The organism is Mycobacterium talmoniae (assembly GCF_001854525.1).
Lineage (GTDB): Bacteria > Actinomycetota > Actinomycetes > Mycobacteriales > Mycobacteriaceae > Mycobacterium > Mycobacterium talmoniae.
This window is the reverse complement of sequence record NZ_MLQM01000009.1, coordinates 40,733-60,154: the sequence shown is the minus strand read 5'-3', so window position 1 is coordinate 60,154 and position 19,422 is coordinate 40,733. Positions and strand designations below refer to the sequence as shown.

The 19,422-nt window shown below is 68.9% G+C and carries 23 protein-coding genes; 6 read left to right on the top strand and 17 right to left on the bottom strand.

Annotation, left to right across the window (positions count from 1 at the left end):
• Positions 1–260: 260 nt before the first annotated feature.
• Positions 261–455 (bottom strand): DUF3046 domain-containing protein, encoded by a 195-nt coding sequence (locus BKN37_RS03715; RefSeq protein ID WP_071021665.1) that lies wholly within the window; start codon positions 453–455, stop codon positions 261–263.
• A gap of 9 nt (positions 456–464) precedes the next feature.
• Positions 465–1,637, bottom strand: a complete 1,173-nt coding sequence (locus tag BKN37_RS03710; protein WP_071021661.1) for a glycosyltransferase — start codon at positions 1,635–1,637, stop codon at positions 465–467.
• Between the two features lie 42 nt (positions 1,638–1,679).
• On the opposite strand from BKN37_RS03710, the gene BKN37_RS03705 reads away from it, so the two are divergent.
• Together BKN37_RS03705 and BKN37_RS03700 are read left to right on the top strand one after the other, a co-directional pair.
• Complete coding sequence (locus BKN37_RS03705; RefSeq protein ID WP_071021658.1) at positions 1,680–2,117, top strand: limonene-1,2-epoxide hydrolase family protein; 438 nt, start codon at positions 1,680–1,682, stop codon at positions 2,115–2,117.
• A gap of 13 nt (positions 2,118–2,130) precedes the next feature.
• Positions 2,131–2,529, top strand: a complete 399-nt coding sequence (locus BKN37_RS03700) for a DUF5313 domain-containing protein (RefSeq protein ID WP_071021654.1) — start codon at positions 2,131–2,133, stop codon at positions 2,527–2,529.
• Between the two features lie 81 nt (positions 2,530–2,610).
• On the opposite strand, the gene pspM is transcribed toward BKN37_RS03700, so the two are convergent.
• The 5 genes from pspM to pgsA form a co-directional block, all read right to left on the bottom strand.
• On the bottom strand, positions 2,611–3,438 hold the full coding sequence (gene pspM, locus BKN37_RS03695) for a phage shock envelope stress response protein PspM (protein ID WP_071021651.1): 828 nt from the start codon (positions 3,436–3,438) through the stop codon (positions 2,611–2,613).
• Between the two features lie 12 nt (positions 3,439–3,450).
• Positions 3,451–4,263 carry a phage shock protein PspA gene (gene pspA / locus BKN37_RS03690; protein WP_071021648.1) on the bottom strand — a complete coding sequence of 271 codons (813 nt, stop codon included), beginning with the start codon at positions 4,261–4,263 and terminating at the stop codon, positions 3,451–3,453.
• 93 nt (positions 4,264–4,356) lie between these two features.
• The gene (gene clgR, locus BKN37_RS03685; RefSeq protein WP_071021691.1) at positions 4,357–4,680 is read right to left on the bottom strand and encodes a transcriptional regulator ClgR; all 324 of its coding nucleotides are present in this window, start codon (positions 4,678–4,680) and stop codon (positions 4,357–4,359) included.
• Between the two features lie 69 nt (positions 4,681–4,749).
• Positions 4,750–5,238 (bottom strand): CinA family protein, encoded by a 489-nt coding sequence (locus tag BKN37_RS03680; RefSeq protein WP_071021687.1) that lies wholly within the window; start codon positions 5,236–5,238, stop codon positions 4,750–4,752.
• A complete protein-coding gene (gene pgsA / locus BKN37_RS03675; RefSeq protein WP_071021645.1) occupies positions 5,216–5,812 on the bottom strand; it encodes a CDP-diacylglycerol--glycerol-3-phosphate 3-phosphatidyltransferase in 597 nt (198 codons plus the stop codon). The genes BKN37_RS03680 and pgsA overlap by 23 nt, the downstream gene beginning before the upstream one ends.
• A 55-nt stretch (positions 5,813–5,867) precedes the next feature.
• Here pgsA and BKN37_RS03670 point away from each other — a divergent pair, with 55 nt between their 5' ends.
• Entirely contained in the window at positions 5,868–6,398 is a 531-nt protein-coding gene (locus BKN37_RS03670) for an amino-acid N-acetyltransferase (RefSeq protein ID WP_095406989.1), read from the top strand.
• 6 nt (positions 6,399–6,404) lie between these two features.
• Here BKN37_RS03670 and BKN37_RS03665 read toward each other — a convergent pair whose 3' ends face one another.
• The 3 genes from BKN37_RS03665 to BKN37_RS03655 are packed head-to-tail and all read right to left on the bottom strand — an operon-like array spanning position 6,405 to position 10,074.
• Complete coding sequence (locus BKN37_RS03665; protein ID WP_071021642.1) at positions 6,405–7,172, bottom strand: slipin family protein; 768 nt, start codon at positions 7,170–7,172, stop codon at positions 6,405–6,407.
• A complete protein-coding gene (locus BKN37_RS03660) occupies positions 7,169–7,804 on the bottom strand; it encodes a hypothetical protein (RefSeq protein ID WP_071021637.1) in 636 nt (211 codons plus the stop codon). Before BKN37_RS03660 ends, BKN37_RS03665 begins: the two co-directional genes overlap by 4 nt.
• A 2-nt stretch (positions 7,805–7,806) precedes the next feature.
• Positions 7,807–10,074, bottom strand: a complete 2,268-nt coding sequence (locus tag BKN37_RS03655; protein WP_095406991.1) for a nitric-oxide reductase large subunit — start codon at positions 10,072–10,074, stop codon at positions 7,807–7,809.
• A gap of 308 nt (positions 10,075–10,382) precedes the next feature.
• On the opposite strand from BKN37_RS03655, the gene dosR reads away from it, so the two are divergent.
• A complete protein-coding gene (dosR, locus tag BKN37_RS03650; protein ID WP_071021629.1) occupies positions 10,383–11,021 on the top strand; it encodes a hypoxia response regulator transcription factor DosR/DevR in 639 nt (212 codons plus the stop codon).
• The gene (locus tag BKN37_RS03645) at positions 11,014–12,723 is read left to right on the top strand and encodes a GAF domain-containing sensor histidine kinase (RefSeq protein WP_071021626.1); all 1,710 of its coding nucleotides are present in this window, start codon (positions 11,014–11,016) and stop codon (positions 12,721–12,723) included. Before dosR ends, BKN37_RS03645 begins: the two co-directional genes overlap by 8 nt.
• Here BKN37_RS03645 and BKN37_RS03640 read toward each other — a convergent pair.
• Positions 12,709–13,749 carry an Acg family FMN-binding oxidoreductase gene (locus BKN37_RS03640; RefSeq protein WP_071021622.1) on the bottom strand — a complete coding sequence of 347 codons (1,041 nt, stop codon included), beginning with the start codon at positions 13,747–13,749 and terminating at the stop codon, positions 12,709–12,711. The genes BKN37_RS03645 and BKN37_RS03640 overlap by 15 nt on opposite strands.
• Before the next feature lie 243 nt (positions 13,750–13,992).
• Between BKN37_RS03640 and BKN37_RS03635 the strand changes: the two genes are divergently transcribed.
• Complete coding sequence (locus tag BKN37_RS03635) at positions 13,993–14,976, top strand: Acg family FMN-binding oxidoreductase (RefSeq protein ID WP_071021617.1); 984 nt, start codon at positions 13,993–13,995, stop codon at positions 14,974–14,976.
• Positions 14,977–15,015: 39 nt separating this feature from the next.
• Here BKN37_RS03635 and BKN37_RS03630 read toward each other — a convergent pair whose 3' ends face one another.
• The 6 genes from BKN37_RS03630 to BKN37_RS03605 form a co-directional block, all read right to left on the bottom strand.
• Positions 15,016–16,017 (bottom strand): hypothetical protein, encoded by a 1,002-nt coding sequence (locus BKN37_RS03630; RefSeq protein WP_071021614.1) that lies wholly within the window; start codon positions 16,015–16,017, stop codon positions 15,016–15,018.
• 117 nt (positions 16,018–16,134) lie between these two features.
• Complete coding sequence (locus BKN37_RS03625) at positions 16,135–16,770, bottom strand: hypothetical protein (protein WP_071021611.1); 636 nt, start codon at positions 16,768–16,770, stop codon at positions 16,135–16,137.
• 16 nt (positions 16,771–16,786) lie between these two features.
• Positions 16,787–17,467: a hypothetical protein gene (locus BKN37_RS03620; RefSeq protein WP_071021607.1), complete on the bottom strand. Its 681-nt coding sequence runs from the start codon at positions 17,465–17,467 to the stop codon at positions 16,787–16,789.
• Positions 17,455–18,063, bottom strand: a complete 609-nt coding sequence (locus BKN37_RS03615) for a hypothetical protein (RefSeq protein ID WP_131823518.1) — start codon at positions 18,061–18,063, stop codon at positions 17,455–17,457. The genes BKN37_RS03620 and BKN37_RS03615 overlap by 13 nt, the downstream gene beginning before the upstream one ends.
• On the bottom strand, positions 18,060–18,725 hold the full coding sequence (locus tag BKN37_RS03610; RefSeq protein ID WP_071021601.1) for a hypothetical protein: 666 nt from the start codon (positions 18,723–18,725) through the stop codon (positions 18,060–18,062). Before BKN37_RS03610 ends, BKN37_RS03615 begins: the two co-directional genes overlap by 4 nt.
• Positions 18,722–19,378, bottom strand: coding sequence for a hypothetical protein (locus BKN37_RS03605; RefSeq protein WP_131823517.1), 657 nt, complete (start codon positions 19,376–19,378; stop codon positions 18,722–18,724). The genes BKN37_RS03610 and BKN37_RS03605 overlap by 4 nt, the downstream gene beginning before the upstream one ends.
• Between the last annotated feature and the right edge of the window lie 44 nt (positions 19,379–19,422).

Below are 19,422 nucleotides of genomic sequence, written 5' to 3'. Positions count from 1 at the left end.
AGCCTGCGCTGGCGGCATCGAAACTGCGCTGAGGCCGGATTTTCGCGCCGATCCTGGGCCTGAGCGCAGGCTCGGCGCCGTGAGCGCAGGCTCGGCGCCGTGAGCGCAGGCTCGATGCCCTGGATGCAGGCGCGGCGCCTTACCCGCAGGCTCGATGCCTTACCCGCGGACCCGGCGCGGCGAGCGTGCGCAATCCCGGTGATTCACCCGGCGTAGTCGACCGGGGACACGCACGCTCGCGCACACCAGGCAAGCCAACCTCACCACTGCTCGCGGGGGACGTCGAAGTCCGAGCACAGCGCCCACCACACGTCGCGCGGCTCCATGCCGTCCTCGATCGCCTGCGCGGCGGTGCGTCCATCGAAGCCGTTCAGCACGTGATCGGCCAGCACCGAGGCGCCGTAGGCGGCGCCGAACCGCAGCGTTACCCGTTCGTGGAATTCCGTCAACCGCACCCGACCAACCTACCCAGCGCCCACCAGCGCCTCGTGACACACCCGAACCGGATCGGCCACCGCGTCGACACTGGCGGCGGCCCGGCGTGCCGCCTCGCCGTAATGCGGCGAGCCCAGCACCACGTTCACCGCGGCCACCAGCGCCTCGGCGGTCAGCGGCCGCACCAGCTGCCCGCTGCCCTGGCGCACCACGCGGTTGGCCAGCTCCCACTGGTCCCCGCCGCCGGGCACCACCACCAGCGGCACCCCGGCCAACAGCGTTTTGGTCACCATGCCGTGCCCGCCGCCGCACACCACCACATCGGCGCGCCCCAGCAGCTCGTCTTGACGGCCCAGCCCGACCACCGCCCAGTCCGGCACCGTCAGGTCGGGACCGTTGAGCCGGGACACCACCACCCGCGCGCCGTCCGGCAGCCCGACCCCGGGCGCCAGGCAGTCCAACGCCACCTGGGCCATGCCGCGGGTCCCGGTCAGCGCGGTGGACGGCGCGACCACCACCAGCGGCCCGGCGCCCGGCGGGATCGGCAGCACCTGCTCGGTCGGCTCGAAATGCAGGGGACCCACCACGACGGCCTCGGCCGGCCAGTCCGGGCGCGGCACCTCCAGCGCGGGCAGGGTGGCGATCAGCCGGCGCAGCGGACCGGGGTCACGGGCCGGCAGCCCGATCTCGGCGCGCACCGCCGCCCGCTGTCTTAGCCCGGCCCGCCACGACCGCGCCGTCAACGCCCGCATGATCGCGTCGCGCAGCCGGCCTCGCAGCCCGGTGCCCGGCGCCAACCCGCTGCCAATCGGGGGCAACCCCTTCGACGGCAGGTACAGCGGATGGGGGTTGAGCTCGATCCACGGGATACCCAGCAGTTCGGCGGCCATGCCGCCGCAGGCGGTGATCACGTCGGAGACCACCAGATCCGGCGCCAGCGCCCGCAGCCGGTCGACGTTTTCCACCGCCATCCGGGCGGCCCGCTGGTGGATTTTGGCCCCGGCGTCGGCATCGTCGTCGGCGGCGGTGGGGTCTAGCCCGGCCAGCTCGGCGGCGTCTATCCCGGCCGCCGCCGCGGTGGCCAGCCATTCGACGCCGGTGAGCAGGGTCGCGGTGTCGCCGGCGGCCTGGAAGCGTTGGCACAACGCGATCGCGGGAAACGAGTGCCCGGGGTCGGGTCCGGCGATCACGACGACGCGCATCGCCCTACCGTGCCATAGCCCAACGGCTCTAGGCTGACAGGTATGACCGAACCAACTGCTGAGCTGACGTCCGTTGACAACATCCGCACCGTCGAGACCTTCCTGAACGCGCTGCAGGACGAGGACTTCGTTACGGCAGACGCCACCTTGGCCGACGACCTGGTGTACCAGAATGTGGGGTTGCCGACCATCCGCGGCCGCAACACCACGATGCGGCTGTTCCGTCGGATGGAGGGCCGCGCCGGGTTCGAGGTGAAAATCCACCGCATCGCCGCCGACGGCGACGCGGTCCTCACCGAACGCACCGACGCCCTGCTAATCGGGCCGCTGCGGTTGCAGTTCTGGGTGTGCGGCGTGTTCGAGGTGCACGACGGCCGCATCACGTTGTGGCGCGACTACTTCGACTTCTACGACATGTTCAAGGCGACGGCGCGGGCGGTGGCGGCCACCGTATTCCCGTCGCTGCGGCCCACGTTCTGAGGGGCCACACGCGATGGGCACCGACCGGGTGCGCACCAAACCCAATCCGCTGCAGTACATCCGGTACTGCTATGGGCGTCGGCTGCCCGATTCGATGCGGGACTGGGTCCGCAACGATCTGACCGGCAAGGGCGCCACCGCCCGGATGATGCTGCGCGCCGCGGTCCCGACCCTGTTGGTGCTGGCCCCGCTGTGGCTGCTGCCGGGCCCGTTTTACGTGCACCTGGAAATCAGCGCGCCGATTTTCATCTCGCTGGTGTATTTCTCGCACGCCCTCAACAAGGTGTGGCGCCGGCATATGCTGCGGGTGCACGGTTTCGATCCCGAGCTCGTCGATGAACGGGCCCGCCAACGCGACGCCCACCTGCATCGGGCGTATATCGAACGCTACGGCCCCCGGCCCGGGGATTGACGGGCGTTGACTCTGCGCTGACCAGGGCTCCTACTCGCACTTTGCCGTGGTGGACGCAGAGTCAACGCCAAACTAAGCGCTTCAGTGCAGCGGGCGGAGTTCGTCGAAGGCTTGCGCCCAGCCGAGCAGCCGGTCGGTCGCGCCGACCAGCTCCTCGCGGTAGTGCTGCCGGGCCATCGGCGAATGCGCCGGGGAAGCCGCTCCTCCCCCATTGGCCGACGCCACCAACTGTGCTGCGGCGGTCACCATTTCGTTGTACTGGCGCACTCCGGCGCTGAGCTGCGCGGTGAACGCGTTGATGGTGGGCACCAGATACGCCCGGGAATCGGCGGTGCAACTGACCGTCTGCTCCATCGACACCACCTCGGCGGCGGTGGCCGCCATGGTGGCCGCCGTCCGGTTCGCCGCCGCGCTCAGATCCCGAATCTCCTCGGCGGGCAACATGTTCCCCCGCTCCATCACGCCCAGCAGCGAAAACATGCCGCGCTCGGAGGCGCCCAGCGCCGACATGACCGGCCGCGCCGCCGAACCGGGCGGCGGGAGCCGACGGATGGTGGCGGGCCGCTGCGCCGGCAGCGGAACCGCCCGCACCCACCGGTACCGCAGCAACAACGGCGTCCCCGGGATCGCCGCCCCCGCCGCGACCAAGCCGGTGATCAGCAGCACCCACGCCGGCGTGCTCCACGACGCCAGCACCGCGGTCACCAGGATCCAGAACAGGCAGCCGGCCCCGCAGACCAAGCCCCAGCGCAGCGCGCGGCGGCGTTGCCGAAGCCGCCGGGCCCGCGGGTCGATGGCGGCGCTGATCCGCTGCACCAGCGCATCGGAGAACCGGTAGGCGGAATCCCAACCGCGCTGCAGCACCGCGCGCCACTGACCGGTGTGCGCTAGTCGCTGACTCGCCGCCATCTCCGGGCCCCGCTACTGCTGGCCGAGCGGCGTCTCAGGTGTGGCCCCGGACTGCGGGGCGGCCGGGGTGACCGGGGCACTCGCGCCGCCGGCGGGCAGCGCCTCGCCGCGCATCGACGCGCGGATCTGCTCCAGCCGGGAGTGACCGGCCATCTGCACGCTGGCTTGCTGCACCTCGATCATCCGGCCCTGCACCGAGCCCTGCGCGAGTTCGGTGGCACCGATCGCGTTGGCGTAGCGGCGCTCGATCTTGTCGCGGACCTCGTCGAGGCTGGGGGTGGTGCCGGGTGCGGCGAGCTCGCTCATCGACCGCAGCGACGCGCTGACCTGCTCCTGCATCTTGGCCTGCTCAAGCTGGCTGAGCAGTTTGGTGCGTTCGGCGATCTTCTGCTGCAACACCATCGCGTTCTGCTCGACGGCCTTCTTGGCCTGTCCGGCGGCGGCCAGCGCCTGGTCGTGCAGGGCCTTGAGGTCTTCCACGCTCTGCTCGGCGGTCACCAGCTGGGCGGCGAACGCCTCGGCGGCGTTGTTGTACTCGGTGGCTTTGGCGGCGTCGCCGGCGGCGGTCGCCTGGTCCGCCAACGTCAGCGCCTGACGCACATTGACTTGCAGCTTCTCCACGTCGGCCAGCTGCCGGTTGAGCCGCATCTCGAGTTGCCGCTGGTTGCCGATCACCTGGGCCGCCTGCTGGGTCAGCGCCTGATGCTGACGCTGCGCTTCCTCGATGGCCTGCTGAATCTGAATCTTCGGGTCGGCGTGCTCGTCGATCTTCGCGTTGAACAGCGCCATCACGTATTTCCACGCCTTGACGAACGGGTTGGCCATGAGTGAGCTCCGCCTTCGTTTGGTTGCTTGCCTGCTGCCCAATTTATCGGTTACCGGGGACAGACCGCAGCCTTGTCGCCCCGGCGGGTGCGATCAGGCCAGTGCCAGCGCCGCCGCGGGCGGGATGACGACCTTGGTGCTGACATCGATGTTGGCGGTGCCGGCCGCGCTGGCTGCCGGTTCGGTACGCGCCAGCGCGGCGCTGGCGTCGGTGAGCACCGTCGACAACGGCACGTCCAGGGCGGTGCAGATCGCGCTCAGCAGCTCACTGGAGGCCTCTTTGCGGCCGCGCTCGACCTCGGACAGGTAGCCCAGGCTCACCCGCGCCGAATCGGATACTTCACGCAGTGTGCGGCCCTGCGATGTCCGGTTCCGGCGCAGCACGTCGCCGATCACCTCGCGCAGCAATGCCGTCATCATGCTCTCCCTTGAAGTCGCGGTCCCTAGCTGTGCAACGCGGGTGGTGGCCGGCGGGTTCCCGGCGCGTCACGTCCGCGCGACCAGCGCGTGCAGCCGGTTGATCGACTCGCGCACCGCCGCAACCCGGATGTCCCAGCGGGTGCCGCCGAACGCGCACTCCACGACCTCGGCGTCGACCGGCCCGGCCAGCCCCAGGAACACGGTGCCCGCCGGGTGCCCGCCGTGCGGTTCGGGGCCGGCCACCCCGGTCAGCCCCACCCCCCAGGTGGCGGCGCAGCGTTGCCGCGCGCCGACGGCCAGCGCACGGGCGGTGGGCGCGGCGACCGGGCCGACCGCGTCGAGCACCTGGGGTGCGACCCCGGCCAGGCTGACCTTGGTGTCTTCGGTGTAGGTGACCAGGCCGCCGCGCAGCACCGCGCTGGCGCCGGCCACCCCGGCCAGCGTGGCGGACAGCAGGCCCGCGGTCAGCGATTCCGCGGTGGCCACGGTTTGCCGACGAATCGTCAGGTCGGCGACCAGGGCGCGGGCCTCCTCAGTGATCAGCGGGTCGTCCACGCACATCCCTCACCGCGGACAGGACGTAGTCCACGCCGGTGACCACCGTCAACACGATCGCGGCGGCCATCACCACCCAGGCCATGGTCAGCCACGAACCCGATAGCGGCAGCACGAACAGCCCGATCGCGACCGCCTGCACCAGGGTTTTGAGTTTGCCGCCGCGGCTGGCCGGGATGACGCCGCGGCGCAACACCGCGAACCGCAGCACGGTGATCCCCACCTCGCGGGCCAGGATCAGCACCGTCACCCACCAGGGCAGATCGCCCAGCATCGACAGCCCAATCAGCGCCGCGCCGATCAGCGTCTTGTCGGCGATGGGATCGGCCAGCGCCCCGAACTCGGTCACCATGCCGTAGTTGCGGGCCAACGCCCCGTCGAATCGGTCGGTGATGACCGCGACAGCGAAGATCACGAACGCACCGATCCGGCTCGCGGTTTCGTGGCCGTCCCCGGCAAACAAGACGAGCAGGAACACCGGGACCAGCACCAGCCGCAGACCGGTCAGCAGGTTGGCCAGATTCGCCACGCGGACACGCGTCACCACCGGATCGGTTTGCGGCTGCCCTGGCACGGCAAACAGAATATCGGTTGTTCAGTCCGACCTCGGTAACCGATACTCTGCACCCGTGAACGCAGCGGGCGGTCCACCCGCCTCTCCGCCGCTGGTGCGGCGCGCACGAACCTCCGATGTCCCGGCGATCAAGCGGCTGGTGGATACCTACGCCGGGAAGATTTTGCTGGAAAAAAACCTGGTGACGCTGTATGAGGCGGTTCAGGAGTTCTGGGTGGCCGAACACCCCGAACAGCAGGGCCAGGTGGTCGGCTGCGGCGCGTTGCACGTGCTGTGGTCGGATCTGGGCGAGGTGCGCACCATCGCCGTCGAGCCGGGGATGACCGGCCGCGGTGTCGGCCACGCGATCGTGCACCGGCTGCTGGCGGTGGCCCGCGACCTGCAGCTGCAGCGGCTGTTCGTGTTGACGTTCGAAACCGAGTTCTTCGCCCGCCACGGGTTCACCGAGATCGACGGCACCCCGGTCAGCCCGGAGGTGTTCGAGGAGATGCGTCGCTCCTATGACCTCGGGGTCGCCGAATTCCTGGACCTGAGCTACGTCAAACCCAACACGTTGGGCAACACCCGCATGCTGCTGGTGCTGTGAGGCGGCTCAGACCGTTCGCCCCGGCAGCCCCGACAGAAACGGGGTGAGGATGTCCACCGGCAGCGGGAACACCACCGTCGAGTTCTGGTCGGCGCCTAGCTCCAGCAGCGTCTGCAGGTAGCGCAGTTGCAGCGACGCGGGGTTTTTCGACAGCGTCTCGGCGGCCTGGGTGAGTTCCTCGGAGGCCTGCAGTTCACCGCGGGCGTTGATGACCTTGGCCCGGCGTTCCCGTTCGGCTTCGGCTTCGCGGGCCATCGCCCGCTGCATCGACTCGGGGATTTCGACGTCCTTGATCTCCACCACCCGGACCTCCACCCCCCACGGCTCGGTCTGCTTTTCGATGATGGTGCGCAGGTCGCTGTTGAGGTCTTCGCGATGCGCCAGCAGGGTGTCCAAATCGGCGCGGCCCAGCAGGGACCGCAGCGTGGTCTGGGCGATCTGCGAGGTCGCCACCGCGTAGTTCTCCACCGCCAGAATCGCTTTCAGCGGATCCATCACCTGAAACATCACCACCGCATTGACCCGGGCCGGCACGTTGTCCCGGGTGATCACCTCCTGCGGCGGAATCGTCAACGTCACCACCCGCTGATCCACCCGGATCATCTTGTCCACCAACGGGATCAGAAAATGCAGTCCGGGCCGATACAACGGGCGGGCGTGGCCCATCCGGAACACCACGCCCCGCTCGTATTCCCGCAGCACCGTCAGCGAAAAGAACGCCAACACCACCAGGGCCGCGACCACCACCAACACCCAGACCACCACCGCGGTCACTGTGTCTTCTCCCCTGCCTTGGCGTCCTTGTCCGCCCAGCCCCACCGCGTCGAGTACCGATCGATCGCGACGGCCACCTGATCCTCCAACCCGGTGCGGTGCGGCAGGTGATCGGGCGCGTTGGACGGAGTGTTCCACAGGTGCCGGGCCAGCGGCAGACCGGCCAGCACCACCACCGCGGCCGCCCCGCCCAACACCAGCACGTCGGCCACCGAATGGCTGCCGACCAGCATCGCCAGCGGCATCACCACCCCGAGCGCGGCCACGAAACAGGCGATGCCGCGGTGAAACCGGCCCGCTTCGGAATGCGGCCACGGGTCCACCTCGCGGCTGATCTCACGCCCGTGCTCGGAGCTGGTGCAGGTGGACTTGACCGGGCAGCTGTTGCACACCGCCGGCGACGCCCGATACCGCATCACCCGATGCGCCGGGTCGAAGGAGGTGGGCCACAACCACTGGTCCTGCGGGCACACCCAGGCGTCGTGGTCGGCGTGGTAGACGAATTCGCCGGTGCGCCACCGCGCGGCCCGCGCCGACACCCGCCGGGCCATCACGTCGAAGCCCCAGGCGATCGCGACCAGCACCAGGGCATAGCCGGCGGCTAGCCAGACCGACGCGGCGGGGGCGGTCATCGTCACTCCTTCGAGGTAGCCGGTTGCGGCGCCACTTCGGTGTAAAGCGGGTTTTCCGGCAGCTCGTCGGCGGCCGGCTGCGCGCGCAGGTTGCGGATCGCCGTCCACGCGATCCAGACGAACGGCAGCACACCGCCGATGATCAGCAACAGGTCGCCGGGCAGCCGCATCCACTCCAGCACTGAGTTCCCCGGCCGGGTCAGATAACCCAGCGACCGCGCCTCGTAATAGCCGTCGTTGACCGAGTGGTACAGCTGCAGCACCCCCAGCGGCAGCAGGGTGGCGAACACCATCCAGGCCAACCCAAGGTTCATGCACCAGAACGACACCCGGGCCCAGCGCTCCGGCCACTTGTCGGCCGGGATGGCGTAGCGGAACGCGAACATCGCCAACCCGACCGCGAGCATGCCGTAGACCCCCATCATCGCGCCGTGCGCATGGTTGGCCGTCAGCGCGGTGCCGATCTGGTAGTAGGACACCACCGGCAGGTTGATCAGGAACCCGAAGATCCCGGCGCCCAGGAAGTTCCAGAACCCGACCGCGACCAAGAACATCACCGCCCAGCGGTGCGGGAACGGCTTGTCGTGGCTTTGCTGTCGCGAACCCAGCTGCAAAAACGCCCACGCCTCCACGGTCAGGAAGGTCAACGGGATGACCTCGGCCGCCGAGAAGAACGCGCCCAGCGCCATGTGTTCCACCGGGGTTCCGGAGAAGTACAGGTGATGCATGGTGCCGATGACCCCGCCGGCCGAATACAAGATGACGTCGAGGAAGATCACCCCGAGTGCCACCTTGGGGCGCACCACCCCCAGCAGCACGAAGATGTAGGCCACCATCACCGTGGTGAACAGCTCCAGGAAATCCTCGACCCACAGGTGCACCACCCAGAACCGCCAGAAGTCGGCGACCGAGAAGTGGGTGTCGCTGCCGGCGAGCAGGCCGACGGCATAAAACGCCGGGATGGCCAGCCCGGTGAAGAAGAACAGCCACGGCAGGTTCATCTTCGACTCGGTGCGCAGCGTGGTGCGCATCCCCCGCCAGATGATCGCGATCCACAAGAACAGCCCGACGACCAGCAGGATCTGCCACAGCCGGGGCAGGTCCAGGTACTCCCACTGCTGGGAGAACAGGCTGCCCTTGTCGATCACGCCGTAGATGGACAGCGCCTCGGACAGCAGCGACCCGGCCACCACCACCACGAGCGCCCCGAGCAGGGCGTAGACCAGCCAATGCTGCCGGCGCGGTTCGCGCCGGGTGATGAACGGGACCAGGAAGATGCCGCCGGCCAAGAACGCCGCGGCGGTCCACAACAGCGACAGCTGCAGGTGCCAGGTACGGGCCAGGTTGTAGGGCAACACCCGGGCCAAATCGATGCCGTAGAACGCCGACAGGTCGGCGCGGTAGTGCTCGACGGCCCCGCCCATCAGGGTCTGCACCAAAAACAGCAGCGACACCACCGCGAACATCCAGATCGCGCCCCGTTGCGCCCGGGTCAACGCCACCTCGCCCGGCTGCCGGAACGACAACGCGGTGGTTTCGCTGCCGTGCCAGCCGACCTTCTGGCTCCAGCGGCCGTAGATGGCGAACATCACCCCGGTGCCGCCGAGCAGCACCACCAGCGACAGCACCGACCACACCACCAGCTGCGCGGTCGGCCCGTTGTCGACCCGCTGCTCGGACGGCCAGTTGTTGGTGTAGCTGTAGCTGTGGCCGGGCCGTTCGGCGGCCCCCGCCCACGCCGTCCAGGCGAAGAACGCGGTCAGGTCGTGGATCTGCGCCGGCTCGGTGATCATCTTCGGCAGCAGCCCGTATTTGGTGGAGTTCTCGCCGAAATAGGCGGCGTAGTGTTTTTGAATGTCGCCGAATGCTTTGGCCTGCTGATCGGTGAACGTCAGCGTCTTGGTGACCGGATCAAACCGATTGGTCCGGAACTGTTTGACCACCGCGTCGTGCACGTCGGCGACGCCGTGCGCGCGCAGCTGATCGGCGACGTTATCGGTGGCCATCCGCAAATAGTCGGCGGTGTAATCGGGTCCCAGGTAGGCGCCGTGACCCAGCACCGACCCGTACTGCATCAGGCCGCGGGCCTGGAAGAGCTCTTGACCGCGGGTGATGTCGTCGCCGGTAAACAGCACCTGACCGGATTGGCTAACCACTTTCTGCGGCATCGGCATCGACGCGTTGTAGGTGCGGTAGGCCAGGATGCCCATCACGGTGAAACCGAAGATCATGACGAGGGCCACGCCCTGCACCCAGCCCCTGCTGACCATCGCCGGTGCGGGTGTCTGATCGGGCGGTGACGGTGTTGCCTCGGTGGTCATACCGATGCCCCTTCTCTCACATGGACCGATTTTCGGAGTCTTACATTTCCGCGGGTTGCGCCACAGCAAATTGCGCGATCGCAGCGCATCCGAAAGCGCTCGGCGCCGGATTTACCCGCGTCGCGCCAGCATCTAGTTATGCCATCGGGAGCACCGGCGCCCAAGGGCACAAATGGGCATCGTTTGAGGACCAACGGCCCTTGAGCGGGGACCAAAGCCCCGTGACGGTCGGCGCTAATCACTTATAGGCTGCGCATGTGGTGAGGGTCTTTTTGGTCGACGATCACGAGGTGGTGCGCCGGGGTCTGATCGACCTGCTGGGCGCCGACCCCGACCTCGAGGTGGTCGGCGAGGCCGGCACGGTGGCCGAGGCCCTGGTCCGCATCCCCGCGGTGCGCCCGGATGTGGCGGTGCTCGACGTCCGGTTGCCCGACGGCAACGGCATCGAGTTGTGCCGTGATCTGCTGGCGGCCCTGCCCGACCTGCACTGCCTGATGCTGACGTCGTTTACCTCCGATGAGGCGATGCTCGACGCGATCCTGGCCGGCGCCAGCGGCTACGTGGTCAAGGACATCAAGGGCATGGAGTTGGCCCGCGCGGTCAAAGATGTCGGCGCCGGGCGGTCGCTGCTGGACAATCGGGCCGCGGCCGCGCTGATGTCCAAACTGCGCGGCGCGGCCGACAAGCCCGATCCGCTCTCGGGTCTCACCGACCAGGAACGCACCTTGTTGGGTCTGCTCGCCGAGGGCCTGACCAACAAGCAGATCGCCGACCGAATGTTCCTGGCCGAAAAGACGGTGAAGAACTACGTGTCGCGGCTGCTGGCCAAACTCGGCATGGAGCGCCGCACCCAGGCCGCGGTGTTCGCGACCAAACTGCAACGACCCCATGGCTAGCAACCCCTCCGACGAACTGCGGGCGCTGCGCGACACCCTGTCGCAGCTGCGGTTACACGAGCTATTGGTCGGGGTCCAAGACCGGGTCGAGCAGATCGTCGAAGGCCGGGACCGCCTCGACGGCCTGCTGGAAGCGATGCTGGTGGTCACCTCCGGGCTGGAGCTGGGGGCCACCCTGCGGTCGATCGTGCACACCGCCACCCAGTTGGTGGACGCTCGATACGGCGCGCTGGAGGTGCACGACCAGGCCGGCCGGATGCTGGAGTTCGTCTACGAGGGCATCGACGACGACACCTATCGGCGCATCGGTGCGCTGCCCGAAGGCCGCGGTGTGGTGGGTCTGCTCATCGATGACCCCAAACCGCTGCGGCTGGACAACGTCACCGATCACCCGTGCTCGGTGGGCTTCCCGCCGGGGCACCCGGTGATGCGGACCTTCCTCGGGGTGCCGGTCGGTATCCGCGACGAGGTGTTCGGCAACCTGTATCTCGCCGAGAAGGCGGGCGGGCGACCGTTCACCGAGGACGACGAGGTGCTGGTCCAAGCCTTGGCGGTGGCGGCCGGCATCGCCATCGCCAACGCGCGGCTGTACGAACAGGCCAAGGCGCGGCAATCCTGGATCGAGTCCACCCGCGACATCGCCACCGAGTTGCTGTCCGGCGCCGATCCGGCGACGGTGTTTCGGCTGGTCGCCGACGAAGCCCGCAAGCTGACCGGCGCCGTCGCGACGCTGGTGGCCGTGCCGGTCGACGAGGACCCGCCCGCCACCGAGGTGGTTGAGCTGTTGGTGATCGAAACGGTCGGCGCCGCAGCGGCTTCCGCGGACGGCACCACCATCGCGGTGGCGGGCACCGCGGTCGGCGAGGTGTTCACCGGACGCACCCCGCGGCGCGTCGACGCGATCGCGGTGGACGGGGTGCGCGACACCGGGCCGGCGCTGGTGCTGCCGCTGCGCGCCACCGACACCGTCGCCGGGGTGCTGGTGGTGTTGCGCGAGCGCGGTGCGGTGCCGTTCAGCGACGAGCAACTGGAGATGATGGCCGCCTTCGCCGATCAGGCCGCGCTGGCCTGGCAGTTGGCCACCTCCCAGCGCCGGATGCGGGAACTCGACGTGCTGACCGACCGGGACCGGATCGCGCGTGACCTGCACGACCATGTGATCCAGCGGCTGTTCGCGGTCGGGCTGTCGCTGCAGGGCACCGTCGGCCGGGCCCGCGATCCGCAGCTGCAGCAACGACTCTCCGACGCCGTGGATGATCTGCAAGCCGTGATCGGCGAGATTCGCAGCACCATCTTCGACCTGCACGGCGCAGCCTCGGGCATCACCCGGCTGCGGCAGCGGATCGACGACGTGATCGCCCAATTCGGCGGCTCGGGGCTGCGCACCACCGTGCAGTTCGTGGGACCGCTGTCGGTGGTCGACGCGGGCCTGGCCGATCACGCCGAGGCGGTGGTCCGCGAGGCAGTCAGCAACGCCGTGCGGCACGCCCACGCCAGCGCCGTGACGGTGCAGATCAAGGTGGAAGACGACCTGTGCATCGAGGTCACCGACAACGGGTGCGGCATCCCCGCCCAGGTGACCGGCAGCGGTTTGACGAATCTGCGGCGACGCGCCGAACAAGCCGGTGGCGCGTTCGTGACCGAAACTGCGCCCGGCGGCGGGACGGTGCTGCGTTGGTCGGCGCCGCTAGGGCCCGACTGAGCACTGTTGCGGGCCGTCCACTCCGCCGACAACGCCGAGAGACTTACCCTCGCGTTCCCAGTGGACGACGTCGTGCAGCGCCCGCCGCGGGGTGGCCGGCAGCGGGTCCGCGTTGATCGGCGCCCAGCCCACCCGAAGCAGCATCTGCGGATAGCCGCTGGCGCCGAACACATCCGACCGGACCGCGTCGCGTGTTTGGGTGATCTCCAGCGGTTCGGTGATCGGGCAGCTGGCCAATCCCAGCGCCGTCGCGGTGAGCAGCACGACACTGGCGGCTTCACCCGCACGGAGCCAGGCGAGCCGGTCGTCGGTCACGGTGCCCAGCGCCAGCATCACCGCGTGGTCGTCGGCGGGTGACGTTTCGGGCGGCTGGGCCAGGGTGGGGCCGGCGAACAGCCGGCTCGGGATGGTCGCCGTGCAGTCGCACGCCGGGGTGTTGCGGGCGGGGACGCCAGCCAGTGAGCCGTATCGACCGCTCCACATGGTGGCTTCGTTGACGTAGTCGTAATTGGTCGCGTGCTCCCAAATAGCTTGCGTCACAATCGCGTGCAGCGTCGCCAAGTCATCGATCTGGCGCAGCATCACCCCACAGCGGGCCGCGCGCGCCGCCATCAACGCGGTGTCTGCGGTCGGCACCGGCCAGGGACCGTAGCGCCGCCGGTCGGTGCGCCGTCGCGGTATCGCGGCGGCCAGCATCACATCGACCTGGTCAACGTCACCGGTGGACACCTCGATGGACGCCAGGTGATCGGCGTCGGTCGGGTCGGGGAAGTGGTGGACTTTGGCCCGCCAACCCAGTGCCGCCAACGCCACCACCGCGTGGTGCAACGTCGCGCCGCAGCTCAGGATCAAGTCCCGGCCTTCTGGGTCGGCGCTGTGCAACTGCCGACTCGGATCGGCGTAGAGATGCAGCCGCCGCGCACCCACCCGCCAACGCCACGGCTGGGTGTTGTACATCGACGGCGCACGGGCTGCCAGCGTGAGGGCCGTTTGGATCGTTTCGGTGTCCGGGAACTGCGTCTCCATCGGTTGCGCCTCTCCATCAGAAGCCGCTGCCCCTTCAGGGTCCTGCAGTGCGGCGGGGCGGGCCAGAGGATGAAGGCCCTAGCCGCACGGACTTTGTACCCCGCTGATCGCCGACGTCGCGGCGGGTCGTCGCTGGCCGCGGGATATGGAGCACCCGAAGTCACGTGCAGCGAGGACCAATGGCCCTGTTGCCGGTGGCGGTTTCGCCGCATGCTTAATGACAGGTAGTGATCGGAGGCCGAGATGCCTGCCACAACGGTACAAACCGAAGTCATCAAGGATGCGGTGGGCTTGGCGTGCCGCGCGCCGTCCCTGCACAACGCCCAGCCGTGGCGGTGGGTCTTGGCCGGCAGCAACCAACTGCAGCTGTTCCTGGATTCGAGCCGAGTAACGCTGTCCGACCGGTCGGGCCGAGAAGCCCTCATCGGTTGCGGCGCAGCGTTGGACCATCTTCGGGTGGCGATGGCCGCCGCCGGATGGCGCACCCTTGTCGAGCGGTTCCCCAACCCGAACGACCCGCATTATCTGGCGTCGATCCGCTTCGCCCCGATGGACTACGTGACCGAGGGGCATCGCCGTCGCGCCGACGCGATCCTGCTGCGCCGCAGCGACCGGCTACCGTTCATCGCACCGATGCACTGGGAATCCTTTGAGCCCGTGCTGCGCAACACCCTCGACGGCGACGCGGTCCACCTGGACGTGCTGCCCGATGACCTGCGCACGTGCCTGGCCGAAGCATCTCAGCTGGCCGATTCCCTGCGGCTCTACGACTCCGGGTACCACGCCGAACTGGGCTGGTGGACGGCCCCCTTCGCGCCATCGGCAGGTATCCCCTACAGTTCGCTGCTCTCGGCGGCCGAAAGCGACCGCGTGGCGGTGGCGCGGGGGTTCCCGCTTCCGCGCCACAGGGAACGCCGAACCGCCGTTCCCGAAGACAACGCGACGATCCTGCTGCTGTCCACCGACACCGACGACCGCACCGATGCGGTGCTGTGCGGCGAAGCACTCTCCGCGGTCCTGCTCGACTGCACGATGGCCGGCCTGGCCACCTGCCCGGTAACCCACATCACCGAGGTCCGCACCACCCGCGACATGATCGCCTCGTGCCTGGACCACGACGCTATGCCGCAGGTATTGATCCGGGTCGGTGTGGCGCCCGCCATGGACGAAGTCCCGCCGCCCACACCCCGGCGGCCGCTCGACGACGTGCTACGCATCCAACGCTGAAGCACGCGTTGCCGCTGGCACCAGGCCTCTCCCCCGGTATCAGCACTTCTCGTACATCGCGGACAACTCGAGTTCTAGCGGCGTTCGCTCGTGGTGGGGCTGATGCCGGTAGCATCCGCCGACCACGATCTCCAGCGCGGTGTTGCTGCGCATGGACCAGTCATTGCGGTAGTAGACCTTGGTGTCGACGACGAGCGCGGTGGGGTGGCCGAACTGCGGTAGCAGCGCGGCCACCGAGCGGGCGACCTGATCGGTGGCCGCGTCGGTGTTCGTTGACGAGTTGATGGTGATACCGATGTCGGTGTCGGCTTGGACTGCACCGCTGCGCGGGGCGGTGCGCCCATCGGCCGAGTTGTCCGGGCCGGCGGCGGCGCTGATCTTGTCCCACAGGTCCTTGTCGTGGTCGCTGGGCGGCGCGGGCGTCGAGCAATACCAGTGCCGCGCGGCGTCCGGGCCGTCCTGGCGGGCCCCGATGCACCAGGTGGCGGTCGCCAGCGCGGGTTCGCGGCGCTGCAGCGCTTCGGCTTGGGCGGCGGTGGCCTGCGGGCGCAGATCGACGGTGAAGTCCTGGTGCACGTCGTTGCTACCCGACTCCGGTTGGCGGAGGGTCGCCTGGGTGGCGATCGGGGAACGCGCGACCCGCAACCAGGTTTCGAGGCCTTCGGCGATCTTGGCGGTGGCGGGGTTCGCGGCGTCGCGGGTTTCGTAGAAGTGGAAGGTGGCCGCCGAGTCGGCCGCGGCGGGATACTGGACGGCGAAATCGATGACGTGACCGTCGAATCCTTGCCGGTGCAGCTCGTCGGCGAACACCCGGCCCACCTCGCCGGCCTGCGCGTCGGTCACCGACGGGTCAAGGGTCACCGCGAGTTTCAGCGAACTGCCCAGCCCGATACTGGATTTGTACTCCATCTGGGTGTCGCTGACCCCCGCCATGGCACGGATCTGGCGCTCCAGGGCCTCGGCCTCGTTTTGCCGGCTGGACATACAGGCGCTGCCGAGCCACCCCAGCACGACGACCACCAGCAACGCCGACCTCTTCACGACGAAAAGCCTAAGCCGCCGCGGGCCAGGCGGACACGGTTTCACCGAGCGTGCGCTGGTGGCGGAGTTTTCGGCGAAATCCCGCCACCAGCGCACGTTCGGCGCGTCCGCGCACCGTCAGCCGGTGTGCCAATAGATGGCGGCTTCGACCACCCGGAAGTGCGCCTTCTGCAACTGCGGGATGCGGTCCTCATTGAGATACGCGTAGAACATCGCGACCCGCTGGGTGGCCTGGCCGGCCAGCGTGACGAAGTCGGTGTCCCTGGCGATCTCCCGGTTGCCGACGAACCCGGCGACCACGAGGTGAATGCTCGCCGCCCGATCCAGTCTGCTGGTCAACGTCACCGGCAGCAGCGACGACCCGGCGGGATCGATCGCCCCGAAGCTCACTCGAAGGTAGTCGCGCAGAATCTCATCGGTGTTGCTGGTAGAGGCCATCCAGCCGGATTCGGTGTCGGCGCTGTCGGCGGGATCGGCGCCGGGGAGATAGACCGCCACCATCACGCCGGCGATCACGATTGCCAGCGCCGACGTGCTCACCCCGGCGACGGCCAGCCCGCGGCGCGGCGCACCGCGCACCCGCGCGGCGACACCGGCCGCAATGCCGGCACCGGCGAACGCGACGGCGATCAGCCCGACACCGAACGGCACAAACGCCGCCGCCAGCGCCAGCAGGCCGGCGGCACACGCCACGATCGGCCAGCGGGCGCCCACGGCCGGCGCGACGGCGGGACTGACGGGATGCAGCATCATCTGCGTGGCTCACTCACTAGTAGTCGAAGGGACCGCAGGCGACGGAGATGACACGGAAGGCCGCGGACTGGTAGGACTGAGCCGCGCGGTCGTCATAGCCGACCATGAATTCGGCGGTGGCCTCCGCGGTGGCGTGAGCGTCCAGCACTACCCCGTCATAGGGAGAGGATTCCTGGTTGACCCGGGCGGAATTGAGCTGTGCGCGGGGCCCATCGAACGCGCCGACCTCGATCTTGCATTGGCGCACCACGTCAAGTTTGTTGGTCAACGTCACGCCCACCTCGGGCCACAGCGAGTTGGACGTGAAACTTCCGAACTCCACCGTCAATTCGTCGGCGAGCACCTTCTCGACATTGGTGCTCACGGCCGCCGGCGGGGCGTGCGCGGGGTTGCCGGGCCCCGGCAACTCGGCGATGGTCATCAACAACGTCACCGCGACCGCGAGGGACGAAATCACGGTGCCGGTGACGGCGAAGACCCGACCGCCGCGCAGCAGCGCCAGAGCACCGGCGGCGATCCCGGCCCCGCCGATCACGGCCCCGACCGGGCCAACGGGCAGTAATGCCAGTGCCGCTGCGCCCAGCCCGCAGAGCAGCGACAGGGCTGTCCATCCTCGGCGCCAGGACTTCGGCCGCCGCAGAGGGGGCTCGGCGAGCTCATCGTCGCAGTACGGGTAGTCGTGGATCACCGGACCCACCCGGTGACCTTGTGGACGGCGATGACCCGAAACGTTGCTGCTTGTATCCGATCCGCGGGACTGAACGTGAATATGTCCTGGTCCTCGCTGGATCGCGCGGCCAGCGTCACGCGGGCGGTGTCGCAGTCGATCTGATGACCGTCGGCGCCGAAAGCTGCAATGGCGACGGCGAATTCGCTCGTTTTGGCGGTTCTGTTGGTGAGCGTCACCGGCACGCGTCCACGCTTGCTGTCGGCGTCGCCTGGCGCGAAGTGTCCGATGACCACGTCGAGTTCGTTGCGCAATACCTCGGCGGTGTCCCGGTCTGCACCGCCCCCGGCGGTGGCGGGGTTCGGGTGGACGAACACCAGCGCAACGCCGGCCGCGATCGCCAGCACCGACACCACGATTCCCGACATCGCCGCCCAGCGCGCGGCCCTCCGTCGGGCCGCGATGACCCCGACCACACCGGCACCGATCCCCACGACACCGGCCGCAATCCCGGCCAGCACCCCCGGATAGGGCACCGCCGCAGGCATCAGGCCGCACACCCCGACCACCGGGGCCACCACCGGCCAGATCGGGCCCGGTGGCCGCCCCCCTGCACCAGCGGTCATGGCTTCTCCACGGCGGCGCTGGACGCGGCGAGGACCGTGAACGTTGCGGTCGTCAGCCGCTCGGCCGTCTTTTCCGAAGCCGTCATCCGATCGGCCGCATTGACTTGGCGCGTGGCATCCGCATCCAGGGTCGCGTCCACGGTGAAGGAAGTGATCTGGACGCCCTTGTTTTCAAAAGCCGCGATGGTGACGTAGAACGCTCGCGGCACGGCGAGTTTGTTGGTCAATGTCACCATGAGCTTTCCTCCCGGCACCGATGTGGTGGCCGCGACGATGGTGCTCTTGGGGCTGGGCTGGTAGCTGAAAGTCCCGATCTGCACACCGAGTTCGTGACGCAGCACGGTCTGGGTGCTGGTGGTGTCGGTTGTCGACCGCCCGGCCCGCTCGCCCAGATCGGCGTAGACGAACGTCATGACGCCAGCACTCAGGACCGCCAGTACCGACACCGTAATCCCCGACACCGCCAAGGCCGGGCGGCGATGCCCGCGAAGCAACACGCCCACCATTCCGGCGGCTACGCCGAATCCTCCTGCCGCGGCACCGATAAGCCCCACATAGTGCGGAACGCCCGCCAATAGCAGACCGACGCTGCCCACCGCCAGCGACACCGCCGGCCACATTGGCGGCGCGGTGACGGTGACCGCGGCGGTGGGCCAGGTCATGTCACCGGCTTACTGGAGGCGTCGATCAGCCGAAACGTTGCAGCTTTCAACCGGTCGGCCGTTTTCTCATCCGGCAGATAGGTGAACATCTCGACGGATTCGGTGGCGTGAGCGGCCAGCGTTGCGCTGGAGGAGGTGCTCATCACCTGGTGACGGTCACGGTCGAACGCGGCGACGGCAATGCGAAACGATCGGGTCGTGTTGAGCTTGTTGCGCAGGGTCACCGCCAATCCACCGCTGAGGCTGTACGAGTCGCTGCCGGTGTAGTCGAAGCCGCCCACGGTTACCGCAAGCTCCCTGCCCAGCACCGTTGCGGTGTCCAACGTCGGTCGCCGCGGTTGGTCCCGCACGGAGATCACCTGACCGGTCACCGCCATCACACCCAGCACCACGGCCAGCGCGGCGGCCACCGCCCCCGCAACGGCGGGGGCCGACACGATCCGCCCGTTGCGACGCGCCTGCGCCAGCCCCGCGGTCGCGGCCGCCACACCCAGGCCACCGACCGCCGCCGCCTCCCCCGCGACCACGAACGACACCGCCCCATAGAACGGGACGATCGCCAGGGCCAGCGCCGCCGCGCCCAGTGCGGCGCCGACCACCGTCCACACCGACGGCGGTTGCCGCACCGGGGGCGCCGCAGGCCAAGACACCACCGCATACACCCCCTTCCCGGTCAGGTCAGAATACCGGGCCGAAT